The organism is Sphingomonas sp. (assembly GCF_042091075.1).
In the GTDB taxonomy this organism is placed as follows: Bacteria; Pseudomonadota; Alphaproteobacteria; order Sphingomonadales; family Sphingomonadaceae; genus Sphingomonas.
Window position 1 is genome coordinate 1 of the sequence record NZ_JBELIE010000073.1, and the last position, 15,223, is coordinate 15,223.

Annotated in this window: 16 protein-coding genes; 4 read left to right on the top strand and 12 right to left on the bottom strand. The window is 67.3% G+C overall.

Annotation, left to right across the window (positions count from 1 at the left end):
* Positions 1 to 113: 113 nt before the first annotated feature.
* The gene (locus ACFDSW_RS09070; RefSeq protein ID WP_375249966.1) at positions 114 to 575 is read right to left on the bottom strand and encodes a DUF1465 family protein; all 462 of its coding nucleotides are present in this window, start codon (positions 573 to 575) and stop codon (positions 114 to 116) included.
* Positions 576 to 659: 84 nt separating this feature from the next.
* The gene (locus ACFDSW_RS09075) at positions 660 to 857 is read right to left on the bottom strand and encodes a YdcH family protein (RefSeq protein ID WP_375249981.1); all 198 of its coding nucleotides are present in this window, start codon (positions 855 to 857) and stop codon (positions 660 to 662) included.
* 247 nt (positions 858 to 1,104) lie between these two features.
* Between ACFDSW_RS09075 and ACFDSW_RS09080 the strand changes: the two genes are divergently transcribed.
* Positions 1,105 to 1,263 (top strand): DUF465 domain-containing protein, encoded by a 159-nt coding sequence (locus ACFDSW_RS09080; protein ID WP_375249967.1) that lies wholly within the window; start codon positions 1,105 to 1,107, stop codon positions 1,261 to 1,263.
* Positions 1,264 to 1,336: 73 nt separating this feature from the next.
* Here ACFDSW_RS09080 and ACFDSW_RS09085 read toward each other — a convergent pair whose 3' ends face one another.
* Genes ACFDSW_RS09085 through ACFDSW_RS09095 form a run of 3 tightly spaced genes read right to left on the bottom strand, consistent with a single transcriptional unit; the run spans position 1,337 to position 3,955 of the window.
* The gene (locus ACFDSW_RS09085) at positions 1,337 to 2,749 is read right to left on the bottom strand and encodes a coniferyl aldehyde dehydrogenase (RefSeq protein ID WP_375249968.1); all 1,413 of its coding nucleotides are present in this window, start codon (positions 2,747 to 2,749) and stop codon (positions 1,337 to 1,339) included.
* Between the two features lie 28 nt (positions 2,750 to 2,777).
* Positions 2,778 to 3,203, bottom strand: a complete 426-nt coding sequence (locus ACFDSW_RS09090) for a hypothetical protein (RefSeq protein ID WP_375249969.1) — start codon at positions 3,201 to 3,203, stop codon at positions 2,778 to 2,780.
* Positions 3,200 to 3,955, bottom strand: a complete 756-nt coding sequence (locus ACFDSW_RS09095) for a prepilin peptidase (RefSeq protein ID WP_375249970.1) — start codon at positions 3,953 to 3,955, stop codon at positions 3,200 to 3,202. The genes ACFDSW_RS09090 and ACFDSW_RS09095 overlap by 4 nt, the downstream gene beginning before the upstream one ends.
* A 175-nt stretch (positions 3,956 to 4,130) precedes the next feature.
* Here ACFDSW_RS09095 and ACFDSW_RS09100 point away from each other — a divergent pair, with 175 nt between their 5' ends.
* Both ACFDSW_RS09100 and ACFDSW_RS09105 read left to right on the top strand, forming a co-directional pair.
* Complete coding sequence (locus tag ACFDSW_RS09100; protein WP_375249971.1) at positions 4,131 to 5,318, top strand: acetyl-CoA C-acyltransferase; 1,188 nt, start codon at positions 4,131 to 4,133, stop codon at positions 5,316 to 5,318.
* 101 nt (positions 5,319 to 5,419) lie between these two features.
* Positions 5,420 to 6,391, top strand: a complete 972-nt coding sequence (locus tag ACFDSW_RS09105; RefSeq protein ID WP_375249972.1) for a glutathione S-transferase family protein — start codon at positions 5,420 to 5,422, stop codon at positions 6,389 to 6,391.
* Between the two features lie 59 nt (positions 6,392 to 6,450).
* Here the strand turns inward: ACFDSW_RS09105 and ACFDSW_RS09110 are convergent, their stop codons facing one another.
* Positions 6,451 to 8,538: a prolyl oligopeptidase family protein gene (locus ACFDSW_RS09110; protein ID WP_375249973.1), complete on the bottom strand. Its 2,088-nt coding sequence runs from the start codon at positions 8,536 to 8,538 to the stop codon at positions 6,451 to 6,453.
* A gap of 53 nt (positions 8,539 to 8,591) precedes the next feature.
* On the opposite strand from ACFDSW_RS09110, the gene ACFDSW_RS09115 reads away from it, so the two are divergent.
* Positions 8,592 to 9,350 (top strand): polyphosphate kinase 2, encoded by a 759-nt coding sequence (locus ACFDSW_RS09115; RefSeq protein WP_375249974.1) that lies wholly within the window; start codon positions 8,592 to 8,594, stop codon positions 9,348 to 9,350.
* Between the two features lie 28 nt (positions 9,351 to 9,378).
* On the opposite strand, the gene nadA is transcribed toward ACFDSW_RS09115, so the two are convergent.
* The 6 genes from nadA to ACFDSW_RS09145 all read right to left on the bottom strand — a co-directional run bounded on the left by nadA (position 9,379) and on the right by ACFDSW_RS09145 (position 14,985).
* Positions 9,379 to 10,377: a quinolinate synthase NadA gene (gene nadA / locus ACFDSW_RS09120; protein WP_375249975.1), complete on the bottom strand. Its 999-nt coding sequence runs from the start codon at positions 10,375 to 10,377 to the stop codon at positions 9,379 to 9,381.
* 46 nt (positions 10,378 to 10,423) lie between these two features.
* A complete protein-coding gene (locus ACFDSW_RS09125) occupies positions 10,424 to 11,218 on the bottom strand; it encodes a hypothetical protein (RefSeq protein ID WP_375249976.1) in 795 nt (264 codons plus the stop codon).
* A gap of 71 nt (positions 11,219 to 11,289) precedes the next feature.
* The gene (locus ACFDSW_RS09130) at positions 11,290 to 11,997 is read right to left on the bottom strand and encodes a DUF4230 domain-containing protein (RefSeq protein WP_375249977.1); all 708 of its coding nucleotides are present in this window, start codon (positions 11,995 to 11,997) and stop codon (positions 11,290 to 11,292) included.
* Positions 11,994 to 12,857 carry an MBL fold metallo-hydrolase gene (locus ACFDSW_RS09135; RefSeq protein ID WP_375249978.1) on the bottom strand — a complete coding sequence of 288 codons (864 nt, stop codon included), beginning with the start codon at positions 12,855 to 12,857 and terminating at the stop codon, positions 11,994 to 11,996. The genes ACFDSW_RS09130 and ACFDSW_RS09135 overlap by 4 nt, the downstream gene beginning before the upstream one ends.
* A gap of 98 nt (positions 12,858 to 12,955) precedes the next feature.
* Positions 12,956 to 14,620 carry a M56 family metallopeptidase gene (locus ACFDSW_RS09140; RefSeq protein WP_375249979.1) on the bottom strand — a complete coding sequence of 555 codons (1,665 nt, stop codon included), beginning with the start codon at positions 14,618 to 14,620 and terminating at the stop codon, positions 12,956 to 12,958.
* Entirely contained in the window at positions 14,617 to 14,985 is a 369-nt protein-coding gene (locus ACFDSW_RS09145; protein WP_375249980.1) for a BlaI/MecI/CopY family transcriptional regulator, read from the bottom strand. The genes ACFDSW_RS09140 and ACFDSW_RS09145 overlap by 4 nt, the downstream gene beginning before the upstream one ends.
* Positions 14,986 to 15,223 lie beyond the last annotated feature (238 nt).

Here is a 15,223-nt window from a genome sequence, read left to right on the forward strand (position 1 = left end):
CGGCGTGGTCGACGCGGTCGAGCCGGTGGCGCAGCGGGTCGACCGGCTGGAGCGCGAATATCGTGCCGCCACGGCGCGGCTGGGGCTGGCGGCCTGAACCTCTCCCGTCGCGGCTAGAAAGACGTCGCCAGCCGATCGAGCATGCTGCGTGCCGGGCTGGGTATCGGCATCTGCCGCTCCTGGGCCTCGTCCAATCGCCCGACGCGGCGGTGCAGATCGACGCTGGCAGCGATCATCGATCGCGCCTGATCCGGCAGGCCGGCGACGATCGTGCCGTCGCTGACCGGCGCCGACCCCAGCCGGCGCGATCCGTCGAGCGCCTGTGACAACGACAGTTCCCCCGCGATCACCGCGCGCTGTGTCAGCAACCAGGCTATGATGTGCATCAGCCGGGTGGTCACCTTGAGCGACTCGCAACTGAACGCGACCCGATCCATCGGCGACAGCGCATCGCGCTCGATCCGCCCACCCTCGTCAAAATAGCTGCGCGCTTCATCGGCCAGCAACATCGCTTCCGTATAGAAGGAATCGATTAGCCGGTGGTGCATCCGCGCGTCGGTCAGTGGCTCCGCCATGCGCGTCGCTCTGCCATGAAGAACCGCCGCGCGCCAAGCCGGCGGGGCGGGGAAAGTGCAGCCGCTCGTCTCATTTCGTGCCGCTCAGGCGATGATGTCGGGGATCAGTCGATCTTCGAGTTGGGAAATCTCGTCGCGCAGCCGCAGCTTGCGCTTCTTGAGCCGCATCAACTGCAATTGATCGGCCGAGCCGTCCGCACCCAGCGCGGCGATCGCGGCGTCGAGATCGCGATGCTCGATACGCAGCAGATTGAGCCGCATGAGGATGTCCGAATCGTCCATCGTATCGCTCACGCGCCCGTCCCCTGCCCTTGCCAACCGGCCACCCGCTTCCCCCTTAAACAACCATCGGTCAGAACGAAAGCAAGCTGCGGCTGGGCGTGGCCGTCACTGGCCCGGCGCCGCTGCCCCCGCATATCGTCGCACCCCTGCCGCGCCCCATCGCCAATGGGCGAAATTGACGCGACTCTTGGCCGTTTTCGTGGTTCACTCCGCAGTCCTGGTTTCACCAAGAAGGAGGTACCTGCCCATGCAGACCGCGCACATCTCGGCTCTCGAGGCCAAGCATGCGTCGCTCGACCAGCGGATCGCTGCCGAAACGCAGCGTCCCAGGCCGGACACCTTGATCATCGCGGACCTGAAGAAGCAGAAACTGAAACTCAAGGAAGAAATTACGTCGAGCCACTGAGCGCGCGACGGCTGGAGACAGCGGCCCGGCGGTCCCCTCCGCCGGGCGTTTCTTTGCCCGCCATCGGGGCGGCTTACATCTTCATCTGCATCGCCGCAGCCTTCCTGGCGCCCGCGCCATAGGGCGGCTTGAGCCCGGCCAGCTTCGCCACGTCGAGCTTCGGCTGCTGATACACCGCCTTGGCGTGACTGAAGGTGCGGAAGCCATCAACGCCATGATAGGCACCCATCCCGGACGGCCCCACCCCGCCGAACGGCAGGTCCTCCATGGTGACGTGGAAGATCACGTCGTTGATCGTCGCCCCGCCGGAAATCGTGCGGTCGAGGACGCGACGCTTCTCGCCCTCGTCCTGACCGAAATAATAGACCGCCAACGGGCGATCGCGACGGTTGACGACGTCGATCGCGCCATCAATCCCGCCATCGTAGCGGCGGATCGGCAGCACCGGCCCGAAGATCTCCTCCTGCATCACCGTCATGTCGTCGGTCACGTCACGGACGATATGCAGCGGCATCTTGCGCGAGTTGGATGCGCCGAAATCCTCCCCCGCCGGATTGACCACCTCGATCGTCGCACCCTTGGCACGCGCATCCTCGATCCAGTCGGTGAGCCGCTGATGATGACGATCGTTGATCACGGCGGTGTAGTCCGGGTTCGCCAGCAACGTGGGATATAGAGCGGAGGCGGCGTCGCGCAGACCGTCCACCACCGCCTGCTCCTGCGCATGCGGCACCAGCATATAATCGGGCGCGAGGCAGATCTGCCCGGCATTGAGCATCTTGCCGATCGCGACCCGCTCGCTCGCCTGGCGGATGTCGGCGCGCTGGCCGATGATCACCGGCGACTTGCCGCCCAGTTCGAGCGTGACCGGCACCAGATGATCCGCCGCGGCATGCAGGATGTGCCGCGCGATGCCGGTCGCGCCGGTGAAGATCAGATGGTCGAAGGGCAGTTCGGCGAACGCCTTGCCAACCTCCGGCCCGCCCGACACAAACGCCAGTTCCTCGGCCGCGAAATAGCGCCCGACGACCTCTTCGAACAAGGCGGCGGTGGCGGGGGTGAACTCGCTCGTCTTCACCATCGCACGGTTGCCCGCCGCGAAGATGCCCGCGAGCGGCGACATGACGAGATTGACCGGGAAGTTCCACGGCGAGATCACCCCCACCACCCCCTTCGGTTGATATTCGACCCGCGCCTTCGCGCCGAGCAGGCCGAGCGGAAACTGCACCTTGCGCTTCTCCGCGCGTGCCCAGCGGTCGAGATGTTTCAGCGCATGGCGGATCGGCGCGACCGAACCGCCGATATCGGTGATCATCGATTGTTCGCGGCTGCGATGCCCGAAGTCCTCGCTCAGCGCATCGCAGAACCTTGCGGCGTGATCGGCGATCATCGCGGCGGCGCGTTTCAGTCGGTCCTTGCGGACCGACAAGGGCTCCGGCAGCGCGGCCATGAACGCCGCTCGCTGCGCTTCCAGGATGCGCTCCATATCCTCTCCCGTCGTTATGCTCCCGCCATCATGCGGCGCATCCGATCAATCCGGCAAGCGGCATGACGATCGTATCCTTACCCGTGCGATCGACACGCAGCGCGGCACGCGGCACCGCCGCACCCGCGTTCAGATTGGGGCGCTGTTCCACCGTCAGGTCGAGCGTCGCGCTGATCTCTCCGGCGGCGTAACGAAGCTGCGACGGGATGTTGAGCGGCTGCGTCCCGCTCGCCTCAACGCGAGGGAGATCGACGACGGCATTGTCCAGCGCGATCCGGAGCGACGCCGGTTCCATCGTCGCCACCGCCGCCAGCGTCCGGGTCTGGCCGGTACTGAACAGGTATGCGGCGCAGCCCTTTTTCGGTAGCGTCTGGGGCGACAGCCCCCCCACCGGCAAGCCATCGATCGAGGGGATGGCGGCCTGTAGCAGCAGCGGCAACAACGAAAGGATCATACACCATTGATTATCATGGCCAGCCACGCCGGGTAAGCCGCGATCGCCAGCAACGTGCCGAGCGGCAACATGTCGTCAGCCGCCACAGCACCGCCCCGCAGCCGTCGTGCGACGATCCAGCCGATCCCCGCCATGCCCGCGATCACCAAAGTGGCGGGCAACAGCCGCCAGCCCAGCCACAGTCCAATCGCGCCGAGCAGCTTGGGGTCCCCCCCGCCCAGCCCGTCGCGCCCGCGCACACGGCGATATGCCGCCGCGATTAACCAGAGCGCCAGGAATCCTCCCAGCCCGCCCGCGATCCGGTCGAGCAGCGCGGGGGGCGCGAACGCCGCCCCCGCCGCCCCCGTCAGCGCCAGCGCGGCGACGAGCGGATCGGGCAACCAGAAGTCGCGCGCGTCAAGCACGGCCAGCGTCAGCAGGAGCCAGCCGAATACCGCCCCCGCTACCGCCACCATCCCCGGCGCCGCCACGCCACTGATGACGCCGATCACGAGGCACCCGCCTTCGATCAGCGGATGGCGCGGGTCGATCCGTGCGCCACAGGCGGTGCAACGGCCCCGGCTCGCGATCCAGCTGACCAGCGGCACCAACTGCCAGGCGCGCAGCCTCCGCCCGCAGCCATCGCACGTCGATCGCCCGCGCAGCACCGACCGCCCCTCCGGCCAGCGCACCGTGATCGTCGCGAGGAAACTGCCGATGATAGCCCCCGCCAGCCCCAGCAACGGCGCGAAGAACGGAAGGGTCGGCGGCACATATCCGATCATCCCCCGGCCCTAGGGCGTGGGCCGCGAAAACGGAACAGCCGCGCGCGGCGGATGTGCAGGAGCGCGCAGGAAGCCTGCGGAAGCGCGAATTGTATTGCCGTGGCGAAGCGCTTATGTGCAGCGCAGCATTCGCCATAGAGCATCACTAGAGAGGACCGTTTACATGGCCACCGATCCCGTCGTCATCCTGTCCTATGCCCGCACCCCGATGGGCGCGATGCAGGGCGCCCTGTCGGACGTCTCGGCGACCGATCTTGGCGCGACCGCGGTAAAGGCGGCGATCGAACGTGCCGGTGTCGAGGGCGGCGATGTCGAGCGGATCTACATGGGCTGCGTCCTTCCCGCCGGGCTCGGCCAGGCGCCCGCGCGCCAGGCCGCGATCAAGGCGGGCCTGCCCACCTCGGTACAGGCAACGACCGTCAACAAGGTCTGTGGCTCGGGCATGCAGACCGTCATCATGGGCGCCGAAGCAATCGCCGCTGGCTCCGTCGACCTGATCGTCGCGGGCGGCATGGAGAGCATGACGAACGCTCCCTATCTTCTGAAGAAGCATCGCTCGGGCGCGCGCATCGGGCACGATACGGCATATGATCACATGTTCCTCGACGGGCTGGAGGATGCCTACGAACCCGGCCGCGCGATGGGCACGTTCGCGCAGGACACCGCGAACGAATATCAGCTGACCCGTCAGGCGCAGGATGATTATTCGATCGAGTCGCTGCGTCGCGCCAAGGAAGCGATCAGCAGCGGTGCCTTTGCCGAGGAGATCGTTCCCGTCACCGTCGCGACCCGCAAGGGCGACGTCATCGTCGATACCGACGAGCAGCCCGGCAAGGGCATGCCCGACAAGATTCCGACGCTGAAGCCCGCCTTTGCCAAGGACGGCACGATCACCGCCGCGACCAGCTCGTCGATCTCCGACGGCGCCGCCGCACTGGTGCTGACGCGCGAAAGCGTCGCTGCCGCCAAGGGGCAGAAGCCGGTGGCGCGGATCGTCGCGCATGCCGCGCACGCACAGGCGCCGTCGGCCTTCACCACCGCGCCGGTCGGTGCGATCCAGTCGCTGCTGAAGAAGGCCGGCTGGACGATCGACGACGTCGACCTGTTCGAGATCAACGAAGCGTTCGCTTGCGTCGCGATGTTCGCGATGCGCGATCTTGGCATTCCGCACGACAAGATCAACGTGCACGGCGGCGCCACCGCGCTGGGACATCCGATCGGCGCATCGGGGGCGCGGATCGTCACCACGCTGGTCGCGGCGCTCAAGCATCACGGCAAGAAGCGCGGCGTCGCTTCGCTGTGCATCGGCGGCGGTGAGGCCACCGCGCTGGCGATCGAACTGGTCGACTGAACCAGGACGCTCTCCCCGCCCCGCCGGAGCGGCGGGGGGAGCGCCCGCCGTCGAACCTTAGCTGCGCTCATGCGTATCCTTCGGCGAAGCGGAGGACAGCGATGGGCAAGATGATCGACGGCACTTGGCATGCCGGCAAAGTGACCGAGGATTCGTCCGGCGGCAGTTTCAAGCGACAGGACGCCGGCTTTCGCGACATGATCGCCGCCGATGACGCGCCTGACCGCGACGGCCGTCGCACCCATCCGGCGGCGCGCGACCGGTATCACCTCTATGTCAGCTACGCCTGCCCCTGGGCGCACCGCACCCTGATCGTGCGCGCGCTGAAGGGACTGGAGAATCTGCTGCCGGTGTCGGTCGTCGATCCGGAGATGCTGGAGAACGGCTGGACTTTCGACACCCGGCACGGCGGTACGGGCGACCCCTTGTATGGCAGTCGCTTCCTGCACGAACTCTACGCCCGCGCGCGACCGGACTATACTGGCAAGGTGACCGTGCCCGTCCTGTGGGACCGCAAGCGCGAAACGATCGTCAGCAACGAATCGGCGGAGATCATCCGCATGCTCAACCATGCCTTCGACGACCTCGGCGCCGCCCCGGGGGACTTCTATCCCGAAGCGCTGCGTGCGGAGATCGATGCGATCAACGATCCGGTCTACGATCACGTCAACAATGGCGTCTACAAAGCGGGCTTCGCCACTACACAGGCGGCATATGAAGCGGCGGTGGACCCGCTGTTCGCGACACTGGACGAGCTGGAGCAACGGCTGGCATCACGCGAATGGCTGGTCGGCGACCGCATCACCGAAGCGGACATTCGCCTGTTCACCACGCTGGTACGCTTCGATGCGGTCTATCACGGCCATTTCAAGTGCAACCGCCGCCGCATTCAGGACTATCCCGCGCTGGAGGCGTTTCTGGAACGGCTGCTGGCCATCCCGGAGATCGCCGCGACGGTGCACCTCGACCATATCAAGACGCATTATTACGCCAGTCACCGCGACCTGAACCCATTCGGGATCGTCCCAGTGGGCCCTGATCTGCCATGGGCGGGGCTCGTCGCGAGCGCATAGGCCGCGCGTCGATCCGATTCAGATCGTCGCCCCGTCTTTCGACGGGGCACGGGGCGCGATCATTTCGCGCCCATCAATTCCCGTCGCAAGAATGCATCCAGCAGCGCCGCCCGCCGGGCATCCTCGGCGTGATCGGCGCCGACCGAATGACCGCCCTCCAGATACTCGTGGAAATAGACCGTATTGCCCTCTGCCTTCAGCAAGGCGGCCAGCTTGCGGGCATGCCCCGGATGCACCCGGTCGTCCTTGGTCGACAGGTAGAACAGCACCGGGGGATAGGCCACGCCCGGCTTCACATTCTGATAGGGCGAATAACGCCGTAGGAACGCCCAGTCGGCGGGCTTGTCTGGGTCGCCATATTCGTCAATCCACGATGCGCCCGCCGAGAGATGCGAGTAACGCCGCATATCTTCCAGCGGAGAGCCTGCGATCACCGCGCCGTACAGGTCGGGGCGCTGCTGCATCGCCACGCCGACCAGCAAGCCACCGTTGGACCGCCCGGAAATGCCGATCTTACCCGGCAGCGAGACGCCCGTGCTCACCAGATCCCCGGCCACCGCGTGCAGATCGTCGAAGACGTTCTGCCTTTTCTCGCGCAGTCCCGCCTGATGCCAGCGCGGCCCATATTCGCCGCCGCCACGCAGATTGGCGAGCACATAGGCACCACCCTGTTCGACCCAGAACAGCGCCAGCGGCCCGGCGCGATACGGCTGCTCGGTCAGATAGGTCGGCGTCTGCGCGTTGCGGAACCCGCCATAAGCGTGGATCAGCGCGGGCGCGGGCGTTTTCGCGCCCTTCTTGGTCACAAGATAATAAGGCACGCGCGTTCCGTCCTTCGACGTCGCGAAGCGTTGCGTCACCGCATAGAGGCTGGCGTCGAATTGCGCCGGCAGCGACTGGACCGCGCGAGGCGCAACGCCCTGCCCGATCCAGTATAGCGTCGGCGGGGTCAGCATGCCCTCCACCGTGGCGAACAGATAATCACGCGCACCAGCGGTCGCCCCGGCCTGGATCGTGCTGTTGGCAGGCAGCGGCATCTCTTCCGACGTCCAGCGCCCGTTCGTCCCCCGGGTGAGCATCAGCAGCTTGCCCGATACGTCATCGAGCAGCTTCACCCATAAGCGGTGATCGGTCGCATGGACCTCCTCGATCGCCTGCCGGGCGGTTGGCGCAAGCACCAGTTCCGCTACAGGCGCGCGATCCGCCGCCAGGTCGGTCAGCGGGTAAGCGACCAGCGACCCGGCGGCGAACGCCCCCGCCGCGCGTTGCAGGCGCACGATCGCGCGCCCCTCGATCACGTCGAAAAGATCCGCTCCGGCGGGGACCGGCAATGTGACGAAGCGACCGTCCGGAAGACCGACGCGATACTCATGATCGAAAAAGGTACGGCCGGTGTCGATCACCGGCCAGCGCCGGTTCGCATCGACGAAGGCGTTCGCACTCACCTCCACGCTGCTGGCGGGCGCTTCATACACCGTCTCGGCGGCCGCCAGCGGCGTGCCCCGCCGCCAGCGCTTGACGATCCGCGGGTATCCTGACGTCGTCAGCGATCCCGCGCCCCAGTCGGTCGCCACCAGCAACGTATCGCGATCGATCCAGGCCACGTCGCTTTTCGCTTCGGGCACGGTGAAACCCCCGGCGACGAACTGGCCGGTCGCCAGATCGAATTCCCGGACGACCTTCGCATCGGTGCCGCCCGGGCTCAGCTGAATCAGGCAGCGCGTATAGGCCGGCTCGAGGCACGACGCGCCGCCCCACACCCAGCTCTTGCCCTCTCGTTTGCCGAGCGCATCGACGTCGATCACCGTGCGCCACTGCGGCTTGCCGGCAACGACATCGCCCAGCGGCGCGATTCGCCATAGGCCGCGCGGGTTCCGGGCATCACGCCACAGATTGACGACCCGATCGCCCAGCACCGCCGACGGTTCGGCGATCTGCGCCTCGTCGTCGAGGATCGCTTTCGCGCGCCGGCGATCACTTTCGTACCGCGCGTCTTTCGTCAGCAGCGCCTCGGTCTCGGCATTCCACGCCGCAACCTGCGACAGCGCCCGCTGCCCCTCGACGTCCTCAAGCCAGAGATAGGGGTCAGCGGCGGGCGCCGCGGCCATCAGGGTGGGTAAGAGCGCAAGCGGCAGGAAACGTTTCATCCCGCGATGCGTAGCGATAGCCATACCACCCTTCAAGACAACGGGAGCGACGATTGGCGAACCACGACGAAGAGGACGATGCGCTGCAGCTCGGGCTTGTCCACATGCAGCTCGCGATGGCGAAAGCGGGCGCGGAGGACGGTGGGCGCGCCGTGGTGGTGCTGGAAGGCCGCGACACCGCAGGCAAGGATGGCACGATCAAGGCCGTCACCAAGCATCTCTCGGTTCGCAACACCCGCGTCGTCGCGCTGCCTAAGCCCAGCGACCGCGAGCGGTCGCAATGGTATTTCCAGCGCTATGTGGCGCATCTGCCCGCCGCCGGCGAGCTCGTGATCTTCAATCGAAGCTGGTATAATCGCGCCGGAGTGGAGGTCGTCAACGGCTTTTCGACTGAGGCGGAACAGGCGCAATTCCTGCGCGACGTGCCGGATTTCGAACGCATGCTGGTGGAGAGCGGGATCCGGCTGGTAAAGCTATGGCTCGACATCGACCGTGGCGAGCAGAAGCAGCGTCTGGCAAAGCGGCGCAGCGATCCGCTCAAGGCGCTGAAAGTGTCCGACCTCGACAAGGTCGCGCAGGATAAGTGGAAGGGCTATTCCGCCGCCCGCGATACGATGCTGGAACGCACCCATACGCCGGTGGCACCGTGGATCTGCGTCGACGCCAATCACAAGAAGCGCGCGCACCGCGCGATCATCCGGCACCTTCTCCACCGTCTCGCCCCGCCGGAGGTGGTCGCGACGATCGATGCACCTGATCCGAAGCTGCTATTCCCCTATTCGCCGGGCGAGGCGAACCGGCTGGCGACATAAGGGGACGCGCGTCGCGCCCCCGACGCCGTCAGTCCCCCGTCACTTTCGCAGGTCCCAGATCGCCCTGACCGACGCTGCCGCCCGCCATCGCCAGCATCGCATCCAGGCTCTTTTTCGCACGCAGTCGCAAATCCTCCTCGATCTCGATCCGCGGCGTCAGGTCGCGGAGCGCGACATACAGCTTCTCCATCGTGTTGAGCGCCATATACGGGCAGATATTGCAGTTGCAGTTGCCGTCCGCGCCGGGAGCGCCGATAAACGTCTTGCCCGGCAGCGCCTTTTCCATCTGATGGATGATGTGCGGCTCGGTCGCGACGATCAGGGTCTCCCCCGGCATCGCCATCGCGAAATCGAGGATACCGCGCGTCGAGCCTACATAATCGGCATGATCGAGGATTACCGCGGGGCATTCCGGATGCGCCGCGACCGGCGCGCCGGGATGTTGCGCCTTCAGCTTCAGCAATTCGGTCTCGCTGAACGCTTCGTGGACGATGCACACGCCGGGCCACAGGATCAGATCGCGCCCGGTCTTGCGCGCCAGATAGCCGCCCAGATTGCGATCCGGGCCGAAGATGATCTTCTGGTCCGCCGGGATCTGACTCAGGATCTTCTCCGCGGAGGAGGAGGTGACGATGACGTCGGACAGTCCCTTCACCGCCGCCGAGCAATTGATATAGGTCAGCGCGATCGCATCGGGATGCTGCGCCCGGAAGGCCGCGAACTGCTCGGGCGGGCAGCTGTCTTCCAACGAGCAACCAGCGTCCATGTCGGGCAGCACGACGGTCTTTTCCGGCGACAGGATCTTGGCCGTCTCGGCCATGAAGCGGACGCCGCAGAAGGCGATCACATCGGCATCGGTCGCCTGCGCCTTGCGGCTGAGATCGAGGCTGTCGCCGACGAAATCGGCCAGATCCTGAATCTCGGGCTGTTGGTAGTAATGGGCCAGAATCACGGCATTGCGCTCCTTGCGGAGGCGATCGATCTCGGCACGCAGGTCGAGGCCCTTGAGGCTGGTCGGCTGTTCCATCCGTGTCAGATGGACACCTTTGGTGACGCGATCAAGGCAATGTACGTCACGGCAGCGGCGGGAACGGCGGATAGGCGAGCGGATCGACCGTCGCGCCCGGCATCCCGGCACTCAGCGCCATGACCGCGGCCGCGCCCAGCGCACCGCGCCCGCATAGTTCGATCAGCAGGTGCGTCAGCGTCAACGCGCCGATCCCCCACCACCATGCGGGATGCACCGCACCGCGCGTCCGCCGATCGTAGATCGCGCCCGCCACCGGAATCGCCAGCAAAGTCGGGAACACCGCCAGCCCGGCATAAGGGATCAGCAACGGCAGCGGGAGCAGCCGGCCGAACGCCGGCCCCATAATCGCGGACATCGCGCTCGCCATCAGCCGCCGATGCCATTCGGTACGCCGCCGCATCCGCACCGCCGTGCCCGCCAGCGCCAGGAAGGTGACCAGCGCCAGACCGTCCATCGCCAGGAAATAGGCCGGGGTGAAGAAGAACGGCACTCGCCCGGTACGGACCAGCATCGCGACCGCCATCGAACCGGCGATCGCCATCGCCACCATCCAGCCGACCGAGATCCAGCCGAGCGTGCGATGCCAGCGCAGCGCGCCCATCGCGACCAGAATATTCTGGCACAGGTACAGCGTCACAAAGCCGAAGAAGACGATCGCGTGCAGATGAACGTGCCACGGCGCGGCGAATGTCGACCGCCCCATCGCCGCCTGCATCGAAAAGGCGGCAACGTTCACCAGCACCACCGCGATCGCGATCGCCAGGAAGAAGCGATGGTCGCGCGTCGGCCGCCGCGCTGCCGGTTCCACGCCACGCACGTCGAAAACATTGGTCGCCATCGGACAAGCCCCCCAGCCGTCGTCGCGATGCGCCTTTTACACCCTTTGCGCCTGTCCCTCAATCGGCAGCGTCAGGTGGCGTTGCCCAGCACCTCCTCCAGCGACCGGGTCAGGTCCCAGCGCGTATCGTCGGCCCCGCGCGGCTCGCCGGCGAAACGCACCGTCACGGTCACCGGCAGCCCGGCGGCGCGCAGCGTGCCGCCGAACAGCTGCGCCAATGCCGCACGGCCGTTCTCGCGCGCCTTGCGCATGTTCTCCGGCGACTGCGCCTCTGCCGCGACGCTGCGCGTGGCCGAGGCGGAGGCACGCTGCTGCAACTCGGTCATCGCGGTACGCGACACGAACAATCCGCTGGTCTGGTCGATCGTGACATTCGCCTCGTCCACATTGGGACGGCCGACGGTGACGTCCGGCACCTCCACCAGCAACGTCTTCGCCGTCGCGTCGTAGCGGAAATCGGACGGGCTAAGCGTGCGCAGGTCTACGAAATAGTCGACCTCGAACGGCGCCTTGACCACCCGGCTGGACGGCAGCCAACCCCATAGATGGCTGGTCGCACTGGTCGCCTGCACCGTCCCCGACAGCCGGCTGACGCGCAACTCGCTGCTGCCGTACAGCCTGCCGGCGACGACCCGCGCCACCGCGACGCCATTGTCGTCGGTGGTGACGGTATAGTCGCGAGTGAAGCGCCGGTACGCCGCCAGCGATCCCAGCACGATCGCCACCGCCACCGCAGCGCCGATCAGCAGCCGCCCCAGCCCGGTCAGACGCGTGTTCACGCCGTCACCGCGCGCCACGCGCCGCCGTCCGCCACGACCAGCCCGCGCCGGTCGAGATCGATCAGATGCGCCAGCACCGAACGCTCCGCCGCGCCGAACAGGCGCGGGTCGATCCCGGCGTACATACGCTCCACCATTGCGGGGATGCTGCGCGGCGCCTCGGCAAGCAGCCGCAGGATCTGCGCCTCGCGCTGCCGGCGATGCCCCAGCATGCCGCGCACCAGCCGTTCCGGGCGATCCACTTCCAGGCCGTGTCCCGGATAATAGACGCGATCACCGCGCCCCAGCAGCTTTTCCAGACTGGCCATATAATCCGTCATGTCGCCGTCGGGCGGCGAGATGACGCTGGTCGACCAGCCCATCACGTGATCGCCCGAGAACAGCGCGTTCGTCTCCGGGAGCGCGAAGGCGAGATGATTGCTGGTATGGCCGGGGGTGGCGATCGTCTCCAGCGTCCAGCCGGTGCCGCTCACCCGGTCCCCCTCGCTCAGTACGCGGTCGGGCGCGTAATCGGGGTCGAACGCATCGTCGGCGCGCGGCCCGTCGTCGGACAGGTGGAAGGCCGCCGCACCGACGATCGGCGCGCCGGTCGCCTGCCGCAGCGCCGCCGCGCCGGGCGAATGGTCGCGATGATGATGCGTGATGACGATCGCCGTCACCGGCCGACCCGCCACCACCCGCATCAGCGCCTGATGATGCGCATCATCAGCGGGGCCGGGATCGACGATCGCCACGTCGCGCTCTCCCACGATATGCGTCTGCGTGCCGGTGTAGGTATAGGGTGAGGCATTCGGTGCCAGCACCCGGGTGACGAGCGGCTCCAGCGTGATCGCTACGCCCGTGGGGAGATCGTCTGCCATCGGCTGCGGACATGGCGGACGCGCCCGCCTGGCGCAAGGGCGGGCGCGTCGCGGTGGTCGCCGGCCGTGCGAGGGTCAGTCCACGGCCGGCGGGAGGCTCAATCGTCGTGCGACGATCGCTCCTCCATCTCGTCGATCGCCTGATAGATGCCGTACAGCGCGACGCCGCGCTGCTTGTCATCGAGCGCGGGGTTGGCGATCACGGCCGCCCGCGCGCTGCGCAGCGACGCCAGCGCCGCTACGGCGCCCAGATGAGCACGGCTTCGCGCCACCTCGGCGCGCGCCGAGGCCGCGCTGGCGATCGCCTCGATCCGGTTGTTACATAGGATGACGACCTGCCGTGAGTCTTCGCGCCGATGCAGCACCGCCTGCCCTGACCCGCCTTCGCCATCGGAGCAGCGGCGCTCGATCAACTTCGGCGTCATCGCTCGAGCGCGCTCCACGCTAACGCTCGCTTCCGACCCGGCGCGCCAGGCGACGGGGGGCGCCGGCGGTACGGGCGGCGGCGGCGGCATCTTCGCCCTCGCCGGCGCGGGTGGCGCGGGTGGCGGCGGCACGGGATGCGCGGCCAGATAGGCCTCCGCCGCTGCCCCCTCGTAGCGTCGGGTGACGCCGTCGCGGACGATGGTGACGATCGGGCCGGCGTGGCGCGAGGTACGGATCACTTCGGTGCGCGTCTCGCGGCGCGGCGCGCCTTCAGGGTGAACGGCTGGCGCCGTCACAGCATCGCCGACGGGCGCTCCAGAATGGTCGCCCCGGGCGATCGAGTCGAGCGCGGCGATCGGCTTCAACGCCGCGATCTCCACCCCGGTGGCGGCCTCCACCCTCGTCCGCATGCGATCCGCCGCGTGCGTTCCCGATGCGGTCGCGAGCAGCCCGGCGGCGCCGATCGCCGACAGCGCCGCCGCCCCCAGCATCATGCGTCCGCGCGACACCCGCTGGCGGCCCAGCATCCGCAGCCGCCCCTTCAGGTTGCTGACGGTGTTAAGATGGCAGGCGGGCGATACCGCGCGTCCGTGCGCCGACTTGACGATCGCACAGCCATATGCGTGCCGTGCCGCGACGCCGGCCTGCGCCAGCACATAGGCGTCGTTCGCCATCTCCTGATCGGCGCGAAACGCGCGGAAAGCGATCCACGCCACCGGATTGAACCAGTGCAGCGCCAGCATCACCAGCGCGACCCAATTGGCGAACAGATCGCCACGCGCATGATGGGCCAGCTCGTGACGGATCGCGAGATCGCATTCGACCGCGTCGAACCGCGCGGCAAAATCACACGGCACCGCGACGACCCGGTCGAAGACGCCGAAGGCAAGCGGCCCGGTGACTGCGGTACTGCGGACGATCGTCACCGACCCCACCCGGTCGCTGACGACGCCATGATGCAGCACGCGATACCGGAACCGCGCGAACTGCAGCCCCTGCCACACCAGGAACACCAGCGCCCCGCCGAACCACAGCAGCAGCGCCAGATCGGGCCAGCCGATCGAACCGCCCGCGTCGGCCATTGCCGGCAACGTACCCATCGGCGGCACCAGATAACGGGTCATCGGCGCAGGATCGGCCAATGTCGGCAAGGCCGGCAGGACCTGCGCGCGCCACATGCCCGGCACGGGCGGCAGCGCCATGCGCAGGACGGGCAGCAGCCACAGCGCATAGGCCAAATGTGGCCCGAACAGCCGTCGCACCGGCATGCGGATCAACAGCACCAGCGCCAGCAGCAGCGCGGAGGCGAATGACGCCTCGATCAGCCAGCCGATCATTGTTTCAGCGCCTTCAGCAGCGCCTCGATCTCGGCGATGTCCTGATCGCTGAGCGCATCCCGTTCCGCCAGATGCGCGACGAGCGGGGTGAGCCGTCCGCCGAACAACCGGTCGATCAGCCGGCGCGATTCCCCGGCCACATATTCCTCGCGCGCGACGGCGGGCCGGTAAAGGTAACGGCGCCCCTCGACGTCATGCGCCACCGCCCGTTTGGCGAGCAGGCGGCCCAGCAGCGTCTTGACCGTCGCCGCGCTCCAGCCGCGCGCGGGATCGATCCGCCCCGCCACATCCTGCGCGGTGAGCGGGCTGTCATCCCACAGCACCTCCATCACCGCATGCTCCGCCTCGCTGATCCGCTCGACCACGACTCGCTCCCATGACGACTACAGTTGTAATCTCTCATCGATTACGACCGTAGTCAAGCTCGCCGCACCGCCGCGCCGGCGGCATAGTGTCGGAAATCCTTACATCGTCCTTCGCAACCGGGCGCCGGTTAACCATTGATCCCCGCCGGAATCCCTGTCGCGGGCATTCTGGCACACCATCTGCAAAGCTGGCCATGCACCGAGCGTTACGACGCTTCAGCCGGGCGGGCGTCGCTAT

Bases quoted from the DNA above. Each gene is read 5' to 3' on its own strand.
- ACFDSW_RS09070 (WP_375249966.1), bottom strand. From the start codon at position 575: ATGGCGGAGCCACTGACCGACGCGCGGATGCACCACCGGCTAATCGAT.
- ACFDSW_RS09075 (WP_375249981.1), bottom strand. From the start codon at position 857: ATGGACGATTCGGACATCCTCATGCGGCTCAATCTGCTGCGTATCGAG.
- ACFDSW_RS09080 (WP_375249967.1), top strand. From the start codon at position 1,105: ATGCAGACCGCGCACATCTCGGCTCTCGAGGCCAAGCATGCGTCGCTC.
- ACFDSW_RS09085 (WP_375249968.1), bottom strand. From the start codon at position 2,749: ATGGAGCGCATCCTGGAAGCGCAGCGAGCGGCGTTCATGGCCGCGCTG.
- ACFDSW_RS09090 (WP_375249969.1), bottom strand. From the start codon at position 3,203: ATGATCCTTTCGTTGTTGCCGCTGCTGCTACAGGCCGCCATCCCCTCG.
- ACFDSW_RS09100 (WP_375249971.1), top strand. From the start codon at position 4,131: ATGGCCACCGATCCCGTCGTCATCCTGTCCTATGCCCGCACCCCGATG.
- ACFDSW_RS09105 (WP_375249972.1), top strand. From the start codon at position 5,420: ATGGGCAAGATGATCGACGGCACTTGGCATGCCGGCAAAGTGACCGAG.
- ACFDSW_RS09110 (WP_375249973.1), bottom strand. From the start codon at position 8,538: ATGAAACGTTTCCTGCCGCTTGCGCTCTTACCCACCCTGATGGCCGCG.
- nadA (WP_375249975.1), bottom strand. From the start codon at position 10,377: ATGGAACAGCCGACCAGCCTCAAGGGCCTCGACCTGCGTGCCGAGATC.
- ACFDSW_RS09125 (WP_375249976.1), bottom strand. From the start codon at position 11,218: ATGGCGACCAATGTTTTCGACGTGCGTGGCGTGGAACCGGCAGCGCGG.
- ACFDSW_RS09135 (WP_375249978.1), bottom strand. From the start codon at position 12,857: ATGGCAGACGATCTCCCCACGGGCGTAGCGATCACGCTGGAGCCGCTC.
- ACFDSW_RS09140 (WP_375249979.1), bottom strand. From the start codon at position 14,620: ATGATCGGCTGGCTGATCGAGGCGTCATTCGCCTCCGCGCTGCTGCTG.